General features: G+C 33.9%; 16 protein-coding genes. 5 read left to right on the top strand and 11 right to left on the bottom strand.

The window, feature by feature from the left end:
* Positions 1–43: 43 nt before the first annotated feature.
* From AB8B52_RS06150 to AB8B52_RS06115, 8 genes are all read right to left on the bottom strand, one after another.
* Entirely contained in the window at positions 44–823 is a 780-nt protein-coding gene (locus tag AB8B52_RS06150; protein ID WP_406026254.1) for an enoyl-CoA hydratase-related protein, read from the bottom strand.
* Positions 824–887: 64 nt separating this feature from the next.
* On the bottom strand, positions 888–1,388 hold the full coding sequence (gene paaD / locus AB8B52_RS06145; RefSeq protein WP_406026252.1) for a 1,2-phenylacetyl-CoA epoxidase subunit PaaD: 501 nt from the start codon (positions 1,386–1,388) through the stop codon (positions 888–890).
* A 226-nt stretch (positions 1,389–1,614) separates the two neighbouring features.
* Positions 1,615–2,367 carry a 1,2-phenylacetyl-CoA epoxidase subunit PaaC gene (paaC, locus tag AB8B52_RS06140; protein WP_406026250.1) on the bottom strand — a complete coding sequence of 251 codons (753 nt, stop codon included), beginning with the start codon at positions 2,365–2,367 and terminating at the stop codon, positions 1,615–1,617.
* A 67-nt stretch (positions 2,368–2,434) separates the two neighbouring features.
* The gene (locus AB8B52_RS06135; protein ID WP_406026248.1) at positions 2,435–2,785 is read right to left on the bottom strand and encodes a four helix bundle protein; all 351 of its coding nucleotides are present in this window, start codon (positions 2,783–2,785) and stop codon (positions 2,435–2,437) included.
* A 39-nt stretch (positions 2,786–2,824) separates the two neighbouring features.
* The gene (gene paaB / locus AB8B52_RS06130) at positions 2,825–3,106 is read right to left on the bottom strand and encodes a 1,2-phenylacetyl-CoA epoxidase subunit PaaB (RefSeq protein ID WP_406026246.1); all 282 of its coding nucleotides are present in this window, start codon (positions 3,104–3,106) and stop codon (positions 2,825–2,827) included.
* Between the two features lie 160 nt (positions 3,107–3,266).
* Positions 3,267–4,223 (bottom strand): 1,2-phenylacetyl-CoA epoxidase subunit PaaA, encoded by a 957-nt coding sequence (paaA, locus tag AB8B52_RS06125; RefSeq protein ID WP_406026245.1) that lies wholly within the window; start codon positions 4,221–4,223, stop codon positions 3,267–3,269.
* A 318-nt stretch (positions 4,224–4,541) separates the two neighbouring features.
* Positions 4,542–5,615 (bottom strand): FAD-binding oxidoreductase, encoded by a 1,074-nt coding sequence (locus AB8B52_RS06120; RefSeq protein WP_406026243.1) that lies wholly within the window; start codon positions 5,613–5,615, stop codon positions 4,542–4,544.
* 128 nt (positions 5,616–5,743) lie between these two features.
* Entirely contained in the window at positions 5,744–6,313 is a 570-nt protein-coding gene (locus tag AB8B52_RS06115) for a TetR/AcrR family transcriptional regulator (protein WP_406026241.1), read from the bottom strand.
* A 170-nt stretch (positions 6,314–6,483) separates the two neighbouring features.
* Between AB8B52_RS06115 and AB8B52_RS06110 the strand changes: the two genes are divergently transcribed.
* On the top strand, positions 6,484–6,792 hold the full coding sequence (locus tag AB8B52_RS06110) for a rhodanese-like domain-containing protein (RefSeq protein ID WP_406026239.1): 309 nt from the start codon (positions 6,484–6,486) through the stop codon (positions 6,790–6,792).
* Here the strand turns inward: AB8B52_RS06110 and AB8B52_RS06105 are convergent.
* Entirely contained in the window at positions 6,789–7,418 is a 630-nt protein-coding gene (locus tag AB8B52_RS06105; RefSeq protein WP_406026237.1) for a DUF4230 domain-containing protein, read from the bottom strand. The genes AB8B52_RS06110 and AB8B52_RS06105 overlap by 4 nt on opposite strands.
* Before the next feature lie 227 nt (positions 7,419–7,645).
* Here AB8B52_RS06105 and AB8B52_RS06100 point away from each other — a divergent pair, with 227 nt between their 5' ends.
* From AB8B52_RS06100 to AB8B52_RS06090, 3 genes are all read left to right on the top strand, one after another.
* Positions 7,646–8,410 (top strand): hypothetical protein, encoded by a 765-nt coding sequence (locus AB8B52_RS06100; protein WP_406026235.1) that lies wholly within the window; start codon positions 7,646–7,648, stop codon positions 8,408–8,410.
* Positions 8,411–8,790: 380 nt separating this feature from the next.
* Positions 8,791–9,783, top strand: coding sequence for a hypothetical protein (locus AB8B52_RS06095; RefSeq protein ID WP_406026233.1), 993 nt, complete (start codon positions 8,791–8,793; stop codon positions 9,781–9,783).
* Positions 9,784–10,253: 470 nt separating this feature from the next.
* Positions 10,254–11,051, top strand: coding sequence for a hypothetical protein (locus tag AB8B52_RS06090; RefSeq protein WP_406026232.1), 798 nt, complete (start codon positions 10,254–10,256; stop codon positions 11,049–11,051).
* A 44-nt stretch (positions 11,052–11,095) separates the two neighbouring features.
* Here AB8B52_RS06090 and gldC read toward each other — a convergent pair whose 3' ends face one another.
* Both gldC and gldB read right to left on the bottom strand, forming a co-directional pair.
* A complete protein-coding gene (gldC, locus tag AB8B52_RS06085; protein ID WP_406026230.1) occupies positions 11,096–11,434 on the bottom strand; it encodes a gliding motility protein GldC in 339 nt (112 codons plus the stop codon).
* A complete protein-coding gene (gene gldB / locus AB8B52_RS06080) occupies positions 11,434–12,396 on the bottom strand; it encodes a gliding motility lipoprotein GldB (RefSeq protein ID WP_406026228.1) in 963 nt (320 codons plus the stop codon). The genes gldC and gldB overlap by 1 nt, the downstream gene beginning before the upstream one ends.
* An 85-nt stretch (positions 12,397–12,481) precedes the next feature.
* On the opposite strand from gldB, the gene nadE reads away from it, so the two are divergent.
* Positions 12,482–13,270, top strand: a complete 789-nt coding sequence (gene nadE, locus AB8B52_RS06075) for an NAD(+) synthase (protein WP_406026226.1) — start codon at positions 12,482–12,484, stop codon at positions 13,268–13,270.
* The last annotated feature ends 51 nt before the right edge of the window (positions 13,271–13,321 follow it).

Genomic DNA, 13,321 nt, shown 5'->3' with positions numbered 1-13,321 from the left:
AAAAAAACCTACAAGGTTTTGAAAACCTTGTAGGTTGTTAACTTTAATTCCCTTTAAATTCTGGTTTACGCTTTTCTATAAACGCAGCAACTCCTTCTTTGTAGTCGTTACTTTGTGCTGCAATAATTTGCAATTTAGACTCTAATGCCAATTGCTCTTCTAGAGTGTTTGTCATTGACGCGTTATATAATTCTTTTATAAGGCCTAATGCTTTGGTTGGCATATTGGCTAGTTTAGTTGCTAATTTATTTATCGTTTCTTCGAAATCATCTAAAGATACACTCTTGTAAATCATTCCCATATTTTCGGCTTCACTTGCTGAAATTTTATCTCCTAACATTGCTAAGGCTAAAGCTTTTTGAAAGCCAATCAATCTTGGTAAAAAGAACGTTCCTGCACTATCTGGCACTAAACCAATTAAACTAAATGCTTGAATAAAACTTACTTTTTCGTGTGCAACTACAATATCACAAGCTAACGCAATATTTGCTCCTGCACCAGCAGCAACACCATTTACAGCTGCTATAATTGGTTTTTTAATCGAGCGAATTCTAGTGATTATAGGATTATAATGTTCTTCGAGTATTTTTTTGAAACCAGGATTTAATTCTGGGTCTGTGACTTCTTTTAAATCTTGACCAGCACAAAATGCTTTTCCATTTCCTGTTAAAACGATTGCTCTAACCTCTGCATTGTTTTCGCAAGCATCTAATGTATCATGAAGTAAAAAAGCCATTTCACGATTGAAACTGTTAAATACTTCTGGTCTATTTAGTGTTATAAATGCTACTTTATTTTCTATTTTTAGTTGGATTGAACTCATATTGATATTCTTTTTAAAACACCCCTAAAGTCCCCTCAAGGGGACAATCCGTGCATTCATAAATTTATTTGAGACATTTAAAATAATCAAAAGGTTCTTGGCAATCATCACATTGGAATTGTGCTTTGCATGCCGTTGAACCAAATTGACTTACCAGTCTTGTGTTTTGAGATTGACAGTTTGTACATTTTACAATACGTTTTCCATTAAGCAAAACGTCTTTATCTGCATCAGCATCTAAAGGTGCTGCAATTCCGTAATCTTCTAATGCTTTACGTCCTCTTGGTGTAATCCAATCTGTTGTCCACGCTGGATGTAGGATTAATTCTATTTTAGAGTCGTAACCTGCTTGCTTAAGCGCTAGTTTGATATCATCACCAATAACATCCATTGCTGGGCAGCCGCTGTAGGTTGGTGTGATTTCGACGTGTACGATATTATTTATGATTATTGCAGAACGTACAACTCCCATATCCATTATTGATAATACAGGAATTTCTGGGTCTGAGACTGCTTCCAATATTGGAACTAAAATGCCGTCGATGTTTTGTTCTGTTGTTGTCATGTTTCCCACTAAAAGTTTCTTAGGGATGTTTTAAATATTTCATTTCTCAAAAAAAACACCCCTAAAGTCCCCTCAAGGGGACAATTCTAATATTTAAAATTGTACTTTTTCTATTTATAATTGAATTTAAATGTCTAAGCTTAAATATTTAGTTTCGATTTTCAACTTCAACTTCAACTTCAACTTCAACTTCAACTTCGATTTCAACTTCGATTTCATTTTTTTGTTACCACTCCATATTTGGGTACGCACGTTGCATGTATTGCAACTCGGCTAATAAATAACCCAAATGCTCTGTATGAATACCTTCTTTACCGCCTTTTTGAAAATATTTAGACTCAGGGATTGTAAGTGTAGCTTCTTCCAAAACTTGGTTTACTTCAGCGTAATAGGCTTCTTTCAGTTTTGTAACATCAACACCAAAGCCTTCTTCTACCATAGCTTTGTCTGCTTCTGTTTGATGAAATAATTCGTCAGTATACGTCCACAAATCATCAATGGCTTCCTGCATTTTAGCTTTACTTTCTTCTGTTCCGTCACCTAGACGCTTAATCCAATCTGAAGAAAAACGCTCGTGATAACTCACTTCTTTCACACATTTGTTTGCAATTGCAGAAAGCGTTAAATCTGTACTTTTCTGTAATTCTTTGAGGAACGCTAAATGATACACATCGAATAAAAATTGACGTCCCAAAGTGTAAGCAAAGTTTGTATTTGGTTGCTCTACTAACAATACATTTTTATACTCACGCTCTTTTCTGAGCATTGCAATATCGTCTTCGGTTCTGTTATCTCCAGCAATTTTGGCTGCGTATTGAAAATAACTGCGCACTTGACCAAATAAATCTAGAGAAATATTAGTACAAGCGATGTCAGTTTCTAAACTTGGTCCGTGACCGCAGAGTTCTCCCATGCGTTGGCCAAGAATTAGACTGTTGTCAGCTATTCCTAGGATATAGTTGTATAAGTTTTCTTTCATAAAATGAAGTTGAAGTTGAAGTTGAAGTTGAAGTTGAAGTTGAAAGGTGACTTCAAATTAATTGCTTTTAATTTATATTTTTAATTCTTGTTACCATAATTCTGATAAGCTGATCATTCTCATCTTTAAGTTTTGAAAGACTTTCTTCTGAAAATAATTTAGCTTTTGATTGAATATTCAAATTTCTTTGACTCTCTCTTAATTCTTTAAGTGAAATTCTTAGCTTATTTATTTTATCCTTATCTGTACCTGCGCCTAATGCCTCACCATAATTTAAAGCCGAAGAGCAAGATGAGCGTATCAGTTGTTTTGCTAAATAATCACCTGCATAAGACAAAGGTTTTTTGTCATACAATATTATTATGGATGCTGCAAAATCTTCGAGTCGTTCTGTTAAATCAAATTTATTATCGCTCATATTTCTTTTTTCAAATTCGACTTCGACTTCAAGTTCACTTTACATATGTTTTACCTCGTCTGGTAATTCGTAAAATGTGGGATGACGATATACCTTATCGTGAGCAGGTTCAAATAATTCACCATTATTTTCTGGATTTGAGGCTGTGATGTGTTTGGATTCTACAACCCAAATACTTACGCCTTCGCTTCGTCTTGTGTAAACATCGCGTGCATTTTCTAGAGCCATATCTTCATCTGCAGCGTGTAAACTTCCGCAGTGACGATGTTCTAATCCGTTTTTACTTCTTACGAAGACTTCCCAAAGTGGCCAGTTTTTCATGTGAAATTGAATTTGAACTTGAATTTGAACTCGAACCCAAAATGGAATCTGAATTCAAAAAAAGTTTTAATTGATGTTTTGAATTCTTAAATAATTAGCATTTGAAACACCCCTAAAGTCCCCTCAAGGGGATACTACTCTTATGAATATTTAAGGAATATTAAACTGCTTCTTTTTGTTTTCTTTCTTGTTTCTTTTCGGCATGAGCCATAGCAGCATCACGAACCCAAGCACCTTCTTCCCACGCACCAACTCTTGCTTTCATTCTATGCTTATTCATTGGGCCATGACCTTTTACGACTTGCCAAAACTCGTCCCAATTGATGTCTCCAAAGTCGTAACTTTGACGTTCTTCGTTCCATTTTAAATCTGGGTCTGGAATGGTTAATCCAATCAATTCTGCTTGTGGTACTGTTTGGTCTATAAATTGTTGACGTAAGTCGTCATTAGATTTACGTTTTAGTTTCCATTTCATGGATTGTTCTGTGTGAACTGAAACATCATCTGTTGGGCCTAACATCATAAGACTTGGCCACCACCAGCGATTTAATGCATCTTGCGCCATATCTTTTTGCTCTGGTGTTCCGTTTGCCAACTTCATCATGATTTCGAAACCTTGACGTTGGTGGAAACTTTCTTCTTTACATACACGAATCATTGCTCTTGCATAAGGTCCGTAAGATGTATTACAAAGTGGCACTTGATTAATAATAGCTGCACCATCAACCAACCAGCCGATAGCTCCCATATCTGCCCAAGTAATCGTTGGATAGTTAAAAATACTAGAGTATTTAGCTTTACCAGTATGTAATTGCTCGTACATTTCTTCGCGAGAAATGCCTAAAGTTTCGGTTGCTGAATACAGGTATAATCCGTGACCAGCTTCGTCTTGTACTTTTGCTAATAAGGCGACTTTGCGTCTTAATGAAGGTGCTCTAGAAATCCAATTACCTTCTGGCAACATCCCTACAATTTCAGAATGTGCGTGTTGTGACATCTGTCTGATATGGGTTTTACGGTATTTTTCTGGCATCCAATCTTTAGGTTCGATTTTTTCGTCTCTTGCGATACGTTCATCGAATTGTCTTTCTAAACTTCTAATTTGCTCTTCACTCATAATATTCTTTTTTAGAAACCTGTCAGGTTTTGAAAACCTTACAGGTTAGAGTTTCAACATTTAATTTTTCTTTTTCAATATGTTTTTAGCTATTTTGGCCTTTAGCTGCTGGCTTTGTGACCTCACAGGTTTTAAAAACCTGTGAGGTCTTTTGCGTTAAGGATTGAGGCATTGTTGAAGCTCTTTTTTGTTTTTCTCAAAAAAAGCGACTGCCGAAAGCCTGACGCTTTTTTGCTCCTAAAAGCAAAAAAGGGTAACGCCCAAATCATTATTTCAATTTATAAGATTCCCACCTCCGTGGGAATGCTCGCCTCTGGCTTACACATCAAAATCCACAACTACTTTATCTGTTGTCGGTACGGCTTGACAACTGAGTACGAGATTTTGACTGACTTCTTTTTCGTCTAGAGCATAGTTGATTTTCATTTCAACATGTCCTTCTTTTACTTCGCATTTACAGGTACTGCAAACACCACCTTTACAAGCGAATGGCAAATCTGCTCCTGCTCCTAAGGCTGCGTCTAAAATGTTATCGTATTCTTTTGTCATGGTGAATGAAAATTCTTTTCCACCATCTACAATTGTTACTTCTACACCTTCTACGTTTTGTTTTGATAAACGCTCTGCACGCTTAATATCTTCTTCTGAGAGTCCGGTGACGAATAACTCAAAATGCACATTTTCTTTTGGCAAACCTGCATCGATTAAATAGTCGCTAACGTAGTTGACCATTTTTTCTGGTCCGCATAAGAAAACGTCATTGGTGTCTGGTATGTCTATAAATGTGTTGGTTAAGATTTTCATCTTTTCATCATCGAAACGTCCGTTGAATAACTCGATATCTCTTTTTTCTTTGGTGAGAAAGTAAAAGATTTCGAATCTACCAAAATACTTATTTCGAAGCTGTTCTAACTCTTCTTTAAAGATAATGGATTTTGCGGTTTTATTGACGTAAAACAACTTGCATGTAGCGTTTGGTTCTTGCGCAAGGTGCGCTTTTACCATTGAAAGGACTGGTGTAATACCGCTTCCTGCCGCAAAAAACAGATAGTTTTTAGATTCGAGAGGTTGAACAGGAACTCCAAATTTTCCACTTGGTGCCATCACTTTGATGTTATCACCTTGCTTCAAAATTTGGTTTATGTAAGTAGAAAACTTGCCTTCGTTAATCAATTTTACAGCGACTTGCCACTTATTATCTAATGGACTGGAGCATAATGAATATGAGCGACGCACGTCTTCGCCATTGATGTCTGTTTTTAGCGTAAGATGCTGCCCTTGTGTAAACTTGAATTCCTCTTGTAAATCTGCTGGAACATCAAAAGTAACCACAGAGGTATCTTCTGTCTCTTTATATATATCTGCTACTTTTAAATTATGAAATTCAGCCATCTTTTGCCACACCCTTGCATGGTATCTTTTAATTATACTTTACCTTACTAATGAGATTCCTGCTTTTGCAAGAATTTTAACTAACACTTGTTAGTTTATAAGACAAATGTACAAAATAATATTCTTAACTAATTGTTAATTCCGTCAATGAGCACTTCACTTAGACTCTTGGCTAGGTCTTTTGAATTGAGTGCTTCCTTTTTAGGAATCCATAAATAAAGTGAACGTAATGTAGAAAGCATTGAAAACATTATAATTTCAGGATTGCTGGTTTTAATCTCTTTTTTAGAAATTCCGTCTTCGATTATATTCAGAAAATTGGCTTCGTATTCGTTTCTAAGTTTTAGATAATAGTCGAGTTGATCTTCGAGATGCATCCAGTCGTTATTTAAAGACGCTATACCATTGGTATTATTTGATGTGATTTGAACGTGTAACTCTACCACTTTTTTTAGTTTGGAAATATTAGATGCTTCCGAAGTTATAATGCTGCGCATGCCGTTTGTAAAATCCTCTGCAACGGCAATGATAATGACTTTAAGAAGTTCTTGTTTAGAACTGATGTGATTGTAAAGACTGGCAGCTTTCATTCCCATGGCTGATGCTAAATCGCGCATGGTTACTGCACTATAGCCCTTTTCTTTAAAAAGTTGGGCTGCTGTTTTAATAATTTCGTCTTTTCGTGTTGCCTTTTTCATCCTATTCTAAATCTTTTCCGAAGGAAAAGGAACTTATGCTTTTTAAATTTTAATCATTGTAATAATTTGTAAATTTAATCAAAAAGAACCATCTCATTTTTATAAACTTATGTAACTTTCGTTACTTATGATATGCATTGAATTATAGACTTTTGTTAAAAATAGAACTTATGGGACTTTTAGATATATTGTTTGGAAAATCGACAAATAATATTGCAGATTACATGGTTAAAGATGCCGTTATTTTAGATGTTAGAAGCTTTAGCGAATATCAGAATAATCATATAGCATCTGCGATTCATATACCTTTGCCAGAACTGAACACCAGATATCAAGAAATTAAAAAACTCAACAAACCTGTTATTGCACATTGTGCCAGCGGAATGCGATCTGCGAATGCTGCAAGTTTTTTAAAATCGAAAGGTATTGATGCGATTAATGGTGGTGGTATTGGTAGTTTGAAGAAAAAGTTAGGTTAAAGCTCATCTAAAATGCCTTGTAGATTATTCAACTGATTTAAATCCTCGATAGGGTTTTCGTTGTATTCTAAAGTCCAGCCTAGAGAATTTGTTAAAATATAGAACTTTGCTAATTCACTTAAAAGTCTGTTTTGGGCATTAGATTTTAAATCGGACGCTTCAATTTTTTTCATAAGCGAACTGTTGACAGTTTTCTTAATAGCATTGTAATCTTTAGCTTCAAATGGATTTAGATAATCGGCTTGAATATCGTAATATTCAAAATCTGGACTTATTTTTATTTCCTCTTCGGGAATACTTTTAATTCGAAGTGTTTTTGTAAGCTCATCAACTTCATAGTCTATTTTGCTTAAATCGTAGCCTATAGTCACATCCGCATTTACAATGACGATGGCTCGTTTTTCTGCCTCGAGTAAATCGCCAAAAACAAGTTTAGAGTTTTTATAAGTAAAAACTTCGCTAAAATGTCCTTCGGTAACCACAAGTTTCCCCACATTTTTAATTTGCTCTTGGATTAAAGCCGTGTTTTCTTGTAGTATCATTTTATCTTCTTGCTTATCTCCACAATATTTAAAAGTGAACAAAACAATCAAAGTAATAATGACTCCAAATAGTATCTTTCGCATAGGCTAATTTAGTAAAAATACATATTAACAACGCTAAAAATGCATCTAATTAAATCTTGTTTTTTTGCTTTACGTCGTTACCTAAAGTTCATTATCTAAGAAAAGTGTAACACATCTTAAATCTGTCTCAACTTAATTTTAAGGTTATAACTTCAACCTTAAATCTTTAAATAAAAACGTGTAAGATCGTATTTGAAGAAAGCCCTCAAACCTAAAAAGTGACTATTATGATTAAAAACATAAGTACACTATTCGTCCTGCTTTTGACCGTAAACCTATTTGGTCAAAACATTATATTACAAAAAAACACCAATCCTAAAGCTAAAGTTCTACAGCATAATTTAAATTCTACAAATGACAGTTTGTTATTAAAATGTGATACTAAAATTTTGAAAGTTGATATTTTCAATGAAGATTATGAACATGTCGTAAAAGTTGATGATGTTAAGATGCAAATTGCTTTACAAGAGATTCCTGATGGTAAATTTATTGTTGAAACTAAGTTAGTTGATAAAATAATAGTTTTTGGACTTGTTATATATAGTCCCTATTATGATAATTCTAAAAAGTCACTTGCAAATACTAAAGTTGTAGAAGGAAAAGGAATGATGCTAGATGAGGGCTTAAATACAGTAAACAGTGCACCTAATAAGAGCATCGAATATATTTTAACAGGCACAAGGAATAAAATGAAAGTGTCAAAAAAACAAAAATTTTATTGGGTGTTAACTAAAATTAATAATGAAAGTGGCTCTAGTAAAACTATGAAATTAGTAAATAAGGAATCTGCCGATAGAATGATTTTAAAACATAAACAAGAACTTAATAGCGTCTCTGGTAAACTAAACGAATTAACAGTTTGGGAAGTGTATAATACCACAAAGTTTATGGAGCATCAGGTTTCAGATCCAGATTTTTTCTATTCATTAACTTCAGATTTGTTTAATACAACTCCATATTATTCCACTAATAGTAAAGTTGCAAACTTATAGCGTGATTTTTATTTAACTATTTTGTGACTTCCGTAGTCATTTTTAAACATGAATTGAGCATGTATTTTTAAATTTTAGAGGTGATAAAAATCAGTTGTAAGTATATAAAGTTAAGACAAACGAATGAATAAAGTAATATTTTTCATACAATATAAATACATTACAAAAAGAAAATTACGATCGTAATCCCTATCGCTTTATCCTGTGTTTTCTGCGTTATATCTGCGTTTGGTGCATATTAACCAAAAATAGTGGTAGAATATCTGAGTTATAAAGCACCAGAAAATAAAGCGATTATCTTTGATTTTAACAAAGAAATGTACATATTTGTTTTTTCCTTGTGAAAAAAATTGTTTCCCAAAGCAAAAACCTACTTAACTATGAAACTATTATACACCATTGTGTGCTTACTGTTGACCACATTAGTTTTTGGTCAAAAATCAACATTATTCCAAAATGTTAATGTAAGAGCCAAAGAACTCAAACACAATCTTAACGAAGCAGGCGATAGCCTTATTTTTAAATGTGAGCGTACGGTTTACGAAGTTGTCATTTTTAATGATGATTTTGAACGTGTAATTAAAGTAAGAGACACTGATGCAGCGATACCTATTGCAGACATTCCTGTTGGTAGATATATTGTAGAGGCTTTACTTAGTGATAAGTTGATTGTAATGACTTTATTAAGAAATGAACCATTCGATTCTGTTAAGCAAGCTCCTTTAGTCACTGATACGTCTGATTTATTTGGCAGAAAAACGAACCCTGTAAAGGAAGCTGTGGCAAGTGTGGATGAAACCATAGAGGCACCTGCAATAGAGATAGAGGAGGAGGTTGCTGTCGCAGCACCAGTGGCACCGATTGCTAAAAAACCTAACTTAGGTACAGAAAGTAGTATTAAAAAGACGGATTTGGCTGTAGCAGGAAAAAAAGCGATACCGAAACCTAAGCCAGTTAAAAGACCAGTAGTAACGAAGAAAAAAGAAACAAAAAGCAGCAGTTTATCTTTATTTAATACGGAAACAAAAGTTGCTAAAAAAGCACCAAAGCGCTCTACTAGAGAAGTGGATGCAGCAAGGGCAAATAGAATTGTAAGTACCTATTGGGTTGAATATGTCATTAATAATGGACAAAGTTCTCAGAAGATTCAGAAATTGGGTGACCAAGAAACTGTTGATCGCATGATTAGGAAAATTGAAATTGATATGAAAACCAAAGCTGGTCAGTTAAACGAGCTTACCGTATGGACGGTTTTTGATCCGCCTAAATTTGTGAAACATAAAAAAATGAATAAAAGTGATTTCACGCAAGTACCTTCTGAAAGTTTTCAATTAGAACCTTATTTTAAGAAAGTGAATACAGACGACTTGTAAACAGTTTCATTTTAAAAGTTAGAACATTATACACAACGAAAATCTAGCATTAAGATGGTATAATGTTGAAATTCTTACAAAAGAATATCTTGCCTCTTAGTAATAAATTTAAAGAATCTCAGATTTCATTATAAATCTGGGATTTTTTTTATTCAATTTAAACCGACCTGAAAATGGCATTCCACTTTTATAAAAAGTGATAACCAAAATTTCATTGGGTCTTAATGCGCCTAAAGTAAAAGTTGAGCTGATAAAAATATCTTAATTACAGGCTTGAAAGTGTGTGTCATGTTATGCCATTTTTTTTGCATTACACCTGCATTGAGTGTACATTAACAAAGAAAAAAGTAACCTGTCTATATTCTAAATTACTATAGTGTAAACCTCATAAATTTACAGTAATAATAGAATTATTTGTAAAGATAATTCGTCATTAAAATTGTTTCCCAAAACAAAAAAACCTACTTATTATGAGACTGCTATGCATATTAATGCTATCACTTGTTTTTACACAGGGTTATAGTCAAAATTCAACTTTAATTAAGAATATAAATGCTAGAGCTAATGAGCTTCAGCACAGTCTCAATAAGGCTGGTGACAGTTTAGTGTTTAAATGTGAGCGCACCATTTTTGAAGTTGTAATTTTTAATAGCGATTTTCAACGTGTCGTAAAACTAAGAGATACAAAAGGGTCAATTTCTATTGCAGATATTCCTGTTGGGAAATACGTTGTGGAAGCGCTGCTTGCTGATAAGCTTATTGTAATGACCTTAATTAGGGATAAGCCTTTAACGCTACCAGAGCCAAATTTAATGATTACGGAAAATACAATACCTGCACCTGTTGTGGATGTTAAGTTGCCCTTGCCGAAGGCAAAATCTTCTGAAAGTATTGTAAAAAAGACCGATTTAGCCGTAGCCGGAAAAAAACGGCCTCGAGAGCTATTAACTCGAAGATTGAATCCTGAGAAGAAATACAAAGCTGTTGCTACTTATTGGATCGTTTACAAGGTGAACAGCGGCACGGGTTCTGAGAAAATTCAAAAAATAGCAGATCAAAATGATGTTAATCGCATGATAAGTAAGATTGAGATTGATATGAAAACAAAAACAGGTCGATTTAATGAACTGATCGTATGGAAAGTTTATGACTCATCTAAATTCTTAGAACATAAAAGAAAACATAAAGACGATTATATTGAAATAACTTCTGAAAGTTTTCAGTTAGAACCTTACTTTCAAAACGTAAATTCTCCTGAAAGCCTTTAAGTTTATAGATAATGGAAAGACTATACTTCCTGATTTAGCTAATTCTATTGCTTTTTAAGTTCGAGTTTCTCAGCAAAATAGTCGCAGAAATCTTTCATAGTTGCTGTCATTTTTTCGTCTTGCGTTGCTCTTAAAAAACTATCACTCATAGTCACTAACGTTTGATGAAAGAAGAGTTTCATTTCGTCAACTGGCATATCCTTAGTCCATAGGTCAATCTTAAGCGTTTCTTGGGCATTGCTATCCCAAACAGATAACATTATGGCTTTAGCTTCTTCATTATTAACTCCGCCATCTTGTGCAGACCAATTGAGTTTTTCTGGTACGCGGTTTTCATCAAGTTCTACGTTTAATACGATTTTAGACTTTATAACTTTAGACATTATTTCTTTGGTTTAAATTTCGATTTTCTGAATATTTCCTCAGATTCGGTTTGCATAATTTTTAAAATATCGTCGCCTGAAACTTCGGCATAAGCTTTTACAATTTGCCAGCCTAAATACTGACCTAATCGTCCTGGTGATTCATTATCTAATTCTAAATAAAATTTAGAAAAAGGAGCATCTGCAATAAATCGGTTCGGCAATTTAGGGTCGGTACTATACAATAGTTCTTTCTCAATAAAATAGCTCCAAATTGCACTTTCATTCGCTTCAGCCCATTTTAGTTGATCTTGTGTATAGCCCATTTTTTCGGCATCGGTTTTAAACGGAATCACAATATCTTTAAAGTAGAGTAGTTTGCCAAAGTAGATCATTTCATCTAACAGTGTTTTTCTCTGATTTTGAAACATGTATTTTTTACCGTAGTCCTCCGCAATATCTGCTACAATTCGGCTTTTTCTCATGTTTGCCGCAATGTACATGGATATGTTTTGGTAAAACTCATGGTCTCTACCTAGATAATTATCTAAGGCAATCAGTATTAAAGAGTCATTTACTATGGTTTTGTCTCGGTAAGCCACATCATTGGTTAAAGTAATAACACGTGGTGTACTAAACGTTTTATCATAATATTTTAAATGTTGAAATAATTTTTTTAGCTCGTTTTTTGTCGATTTAAAATCAGTAAACTCTTGTTGTACCTCACTTAGCAATTGGTCTTGTAGTGTGTCATTAATTCTGCGAACCCAAATAGAATCTGGCACATGTTTCGAAAATAAAAAGGGATAGGTGCTTTTTAATTGTGTTAAATCTTGCGGTTTTGCTTCAAAAAAAGCCTTGTCAAAACGTTCCACAGTAAAATCGGCTTCAATATTGGCAATTTCTTGTTCAATTTTAGAATCTTCATTACAAGATATAAACGTGATTGCTAACAGTAATAGAATGTAAAATTTAATTTGCATTTGGTGAAACATTTTTAATCTTAACACGATTGCATTATTTTTGTTGTGCAAAGGTACACTTCTTTGTTTTAAAAATTAAAAAATTATGCAAACGGAAAAGGTAGTAAATCATATTGTAGATTGGTTAAAAGACTATGCCACTAATGCGAAAGTTAATGGTTTTGTTATTGGAATTTCTGGTGGAATAGATTCTGCCGTAACATCAACACTTTGTGCTAAAACAGGGTTAGACTTGTTGTGTATTGAAATGCCAATTCACCAAGCTCCGAGTCACGTCACCAGAGCTCAAGAGCATATTGCGCAGTTAAAAAAGCGTTTTCCTAATGTAAAAGATACAGTGGTAGACTTAACTCCTGTTTTTGAAGAGTTTAAGACCGAAGTGAATTTAGACGGTAAACAGGCCACTGTAGATATGGCTTTAGCAAATACAAGAGCACGTTTGCGAATGACAACTTTGTATTATTATGCAGGACTTCGAGGTCTTCTTGTAGCAGGAACAGGAAATAAAGTAGAAGATTTTGGTGTTGGTTTTTATACCAAGTATGGAGATGGTGGAGTGGATCTGAGTCCGATTGCAGATTTGTTAAAATCTGAAGTTTATAACATAGGAAATTATCTTGAAGTGCCAGAATCCATTATGAAAGCCGCACCTAGTGATGGTTTATTTGGTGATGCGCGTAGTGATGAAGATCAGATTGGAGCGTCGTATCCAGAATTGGAATGGGCAATGCAAATGAAAGATGAAGGAAAAACAGCAGCAGACTTTGAGGGTAGAAAAAGAGAAGCTTTTGAAATATTTATGCGTTACAATACATCAAACAAACATAAGATGGTTGCGATACCGATTTGCGAAATCCCTATGAATTTAAAATAATCATTGCATTTTTCTAAATAAATTCACAAATTCACTTAATTTTTGGTTATT

This window comes from Winogradskyella sp. (assembly GCF_045105575.1).
Taxonomy (GTDB): Bacteria; Bacteroidota; Bacteroidia; order Flavobacteriales; family Flavobacteriaceae; genus Winogradskyella.
The sequence above is the reverse complement of the archived record's forward strand: the minus strand, read 5'-3'. Positions and strand labels throughout refer to the sequence as shown.

What these genes read in the sequence shown, in the direction of transcription:
- AB8B52_RS06110 (WP_406026239.1), top strand. Translation starts at nt 6,484, where the DNA reads ATGGGACTTTTAGATATATTGTTTGGAAAATCGACAAATAATATTGCA.
- AB8B52_RS06095 (WP_406026233.1), top strand. Translation starts at nt 8,791, where the DNA reads ATGAAACTATTATACACCATTGTGTGCTTACTGTTGACCACATTAGTT.
- nadE (WP_406026226.1), top strand. Translation starts at nt 12,482, where the DNA reads ATGCAAACGGAAAAGGTAGTAAATCATATTGTAGATTGGTTAAAAGAC.
- paaC (WP_406026250.1), bottom strand. Translation starts at nt 2,367, where the DNA reads ATGAAAGAAAACTTATACAACTATATCCTAGGAATAGCTGACAACAGT.
- AB8B52_RS06135 (WP_406026248.1), bottom strand. Translation starts at nt 2,785, where the DNA reads ATGAGCGATAATAAATTTGATTTAACAGAACGACTCGAAGATTTTGCA.
- paaA (WP_406026245.1), bottom strand. Translation starts at nt 4,223, where the DNA reads ATGAGTGAAGAGCAAATTAGAAGTTTAGAAAGACAATTCGATGAACGT.
- gldC (WP_406026230.1), bottom strand. Translation starts at nt 11,434, where the DNA reads ATGTCTAAAGTTATAAAGTCTAAAATCGTATTAAACGTAGAACTTGAT.
- AB8B52_RS06120 (WP_406026243.1), bottom strand. Translation starts at nt 5,615, where the DNA reads ATGGCTGAATTTCATAATTTAAAAGTAGCAGATATATATAAAGAGACA.
- AB8B52_RS06100 (WP_406026235.1), top strand. Translation starts at nt 7,646, where the DNA reads ATGATTAAAAACATAAGTACACTATTCGTCCTGCTTTTGACCGTAAAC.
- AB8B52_RS06115 (WP_406026241.1), bottom strand. Translation starts at nt 6,313, where the DNA reads ATGAAAAAGGCAACACGAAAAGACGAAATTATTAAAACAGCAGCCCAA.
- gldB (WP_406026228.1), bottom strand. Translation starts at nt 12,396, where the DNA reads ATGCAAATTAAATTTTACATTCTATTACTGTTAGCAATCACGTTTATA.
- paaD (WP_406026252.1), bottom strand. Translation starts at nt 1,388, where the DNA reads ATGACAACAACAGAACAAAACATCGACGGCATTTTAGTTCCAATATTG.
- AB8B52_RS06105 (WP_406026237.1), bottom strand. Translation starts at nt 7,418, where the DNA reads ATGCGAAAGATACTATTTGGAGTCATTATTACTTTGATTGTTTTGTTC.
- paaB (WP_406026246.1), bottom strand. Translation starts at nt 3,106, where the DNA reads ATGAAAAACTGGCCACTTTGGGAAGTCTTCGTAAGAAGTAAAAACGGA.
- AB8B52_RS06150 (WP_406026254.1), bottom strand. Translation starts at nt 823, where the DNA reads ATGAGTTCAATCCAACTAAAAATAGAAAATAAAGTAGCATTTATAACA.
- AB8B52_RS06090 (WP_406026232.1), top strand. Translation starts at nt 10,254, where the DNA reads ATGAGACTGCTATGCATATTAATGCTATCACTTGTTTTTACACAGGGT.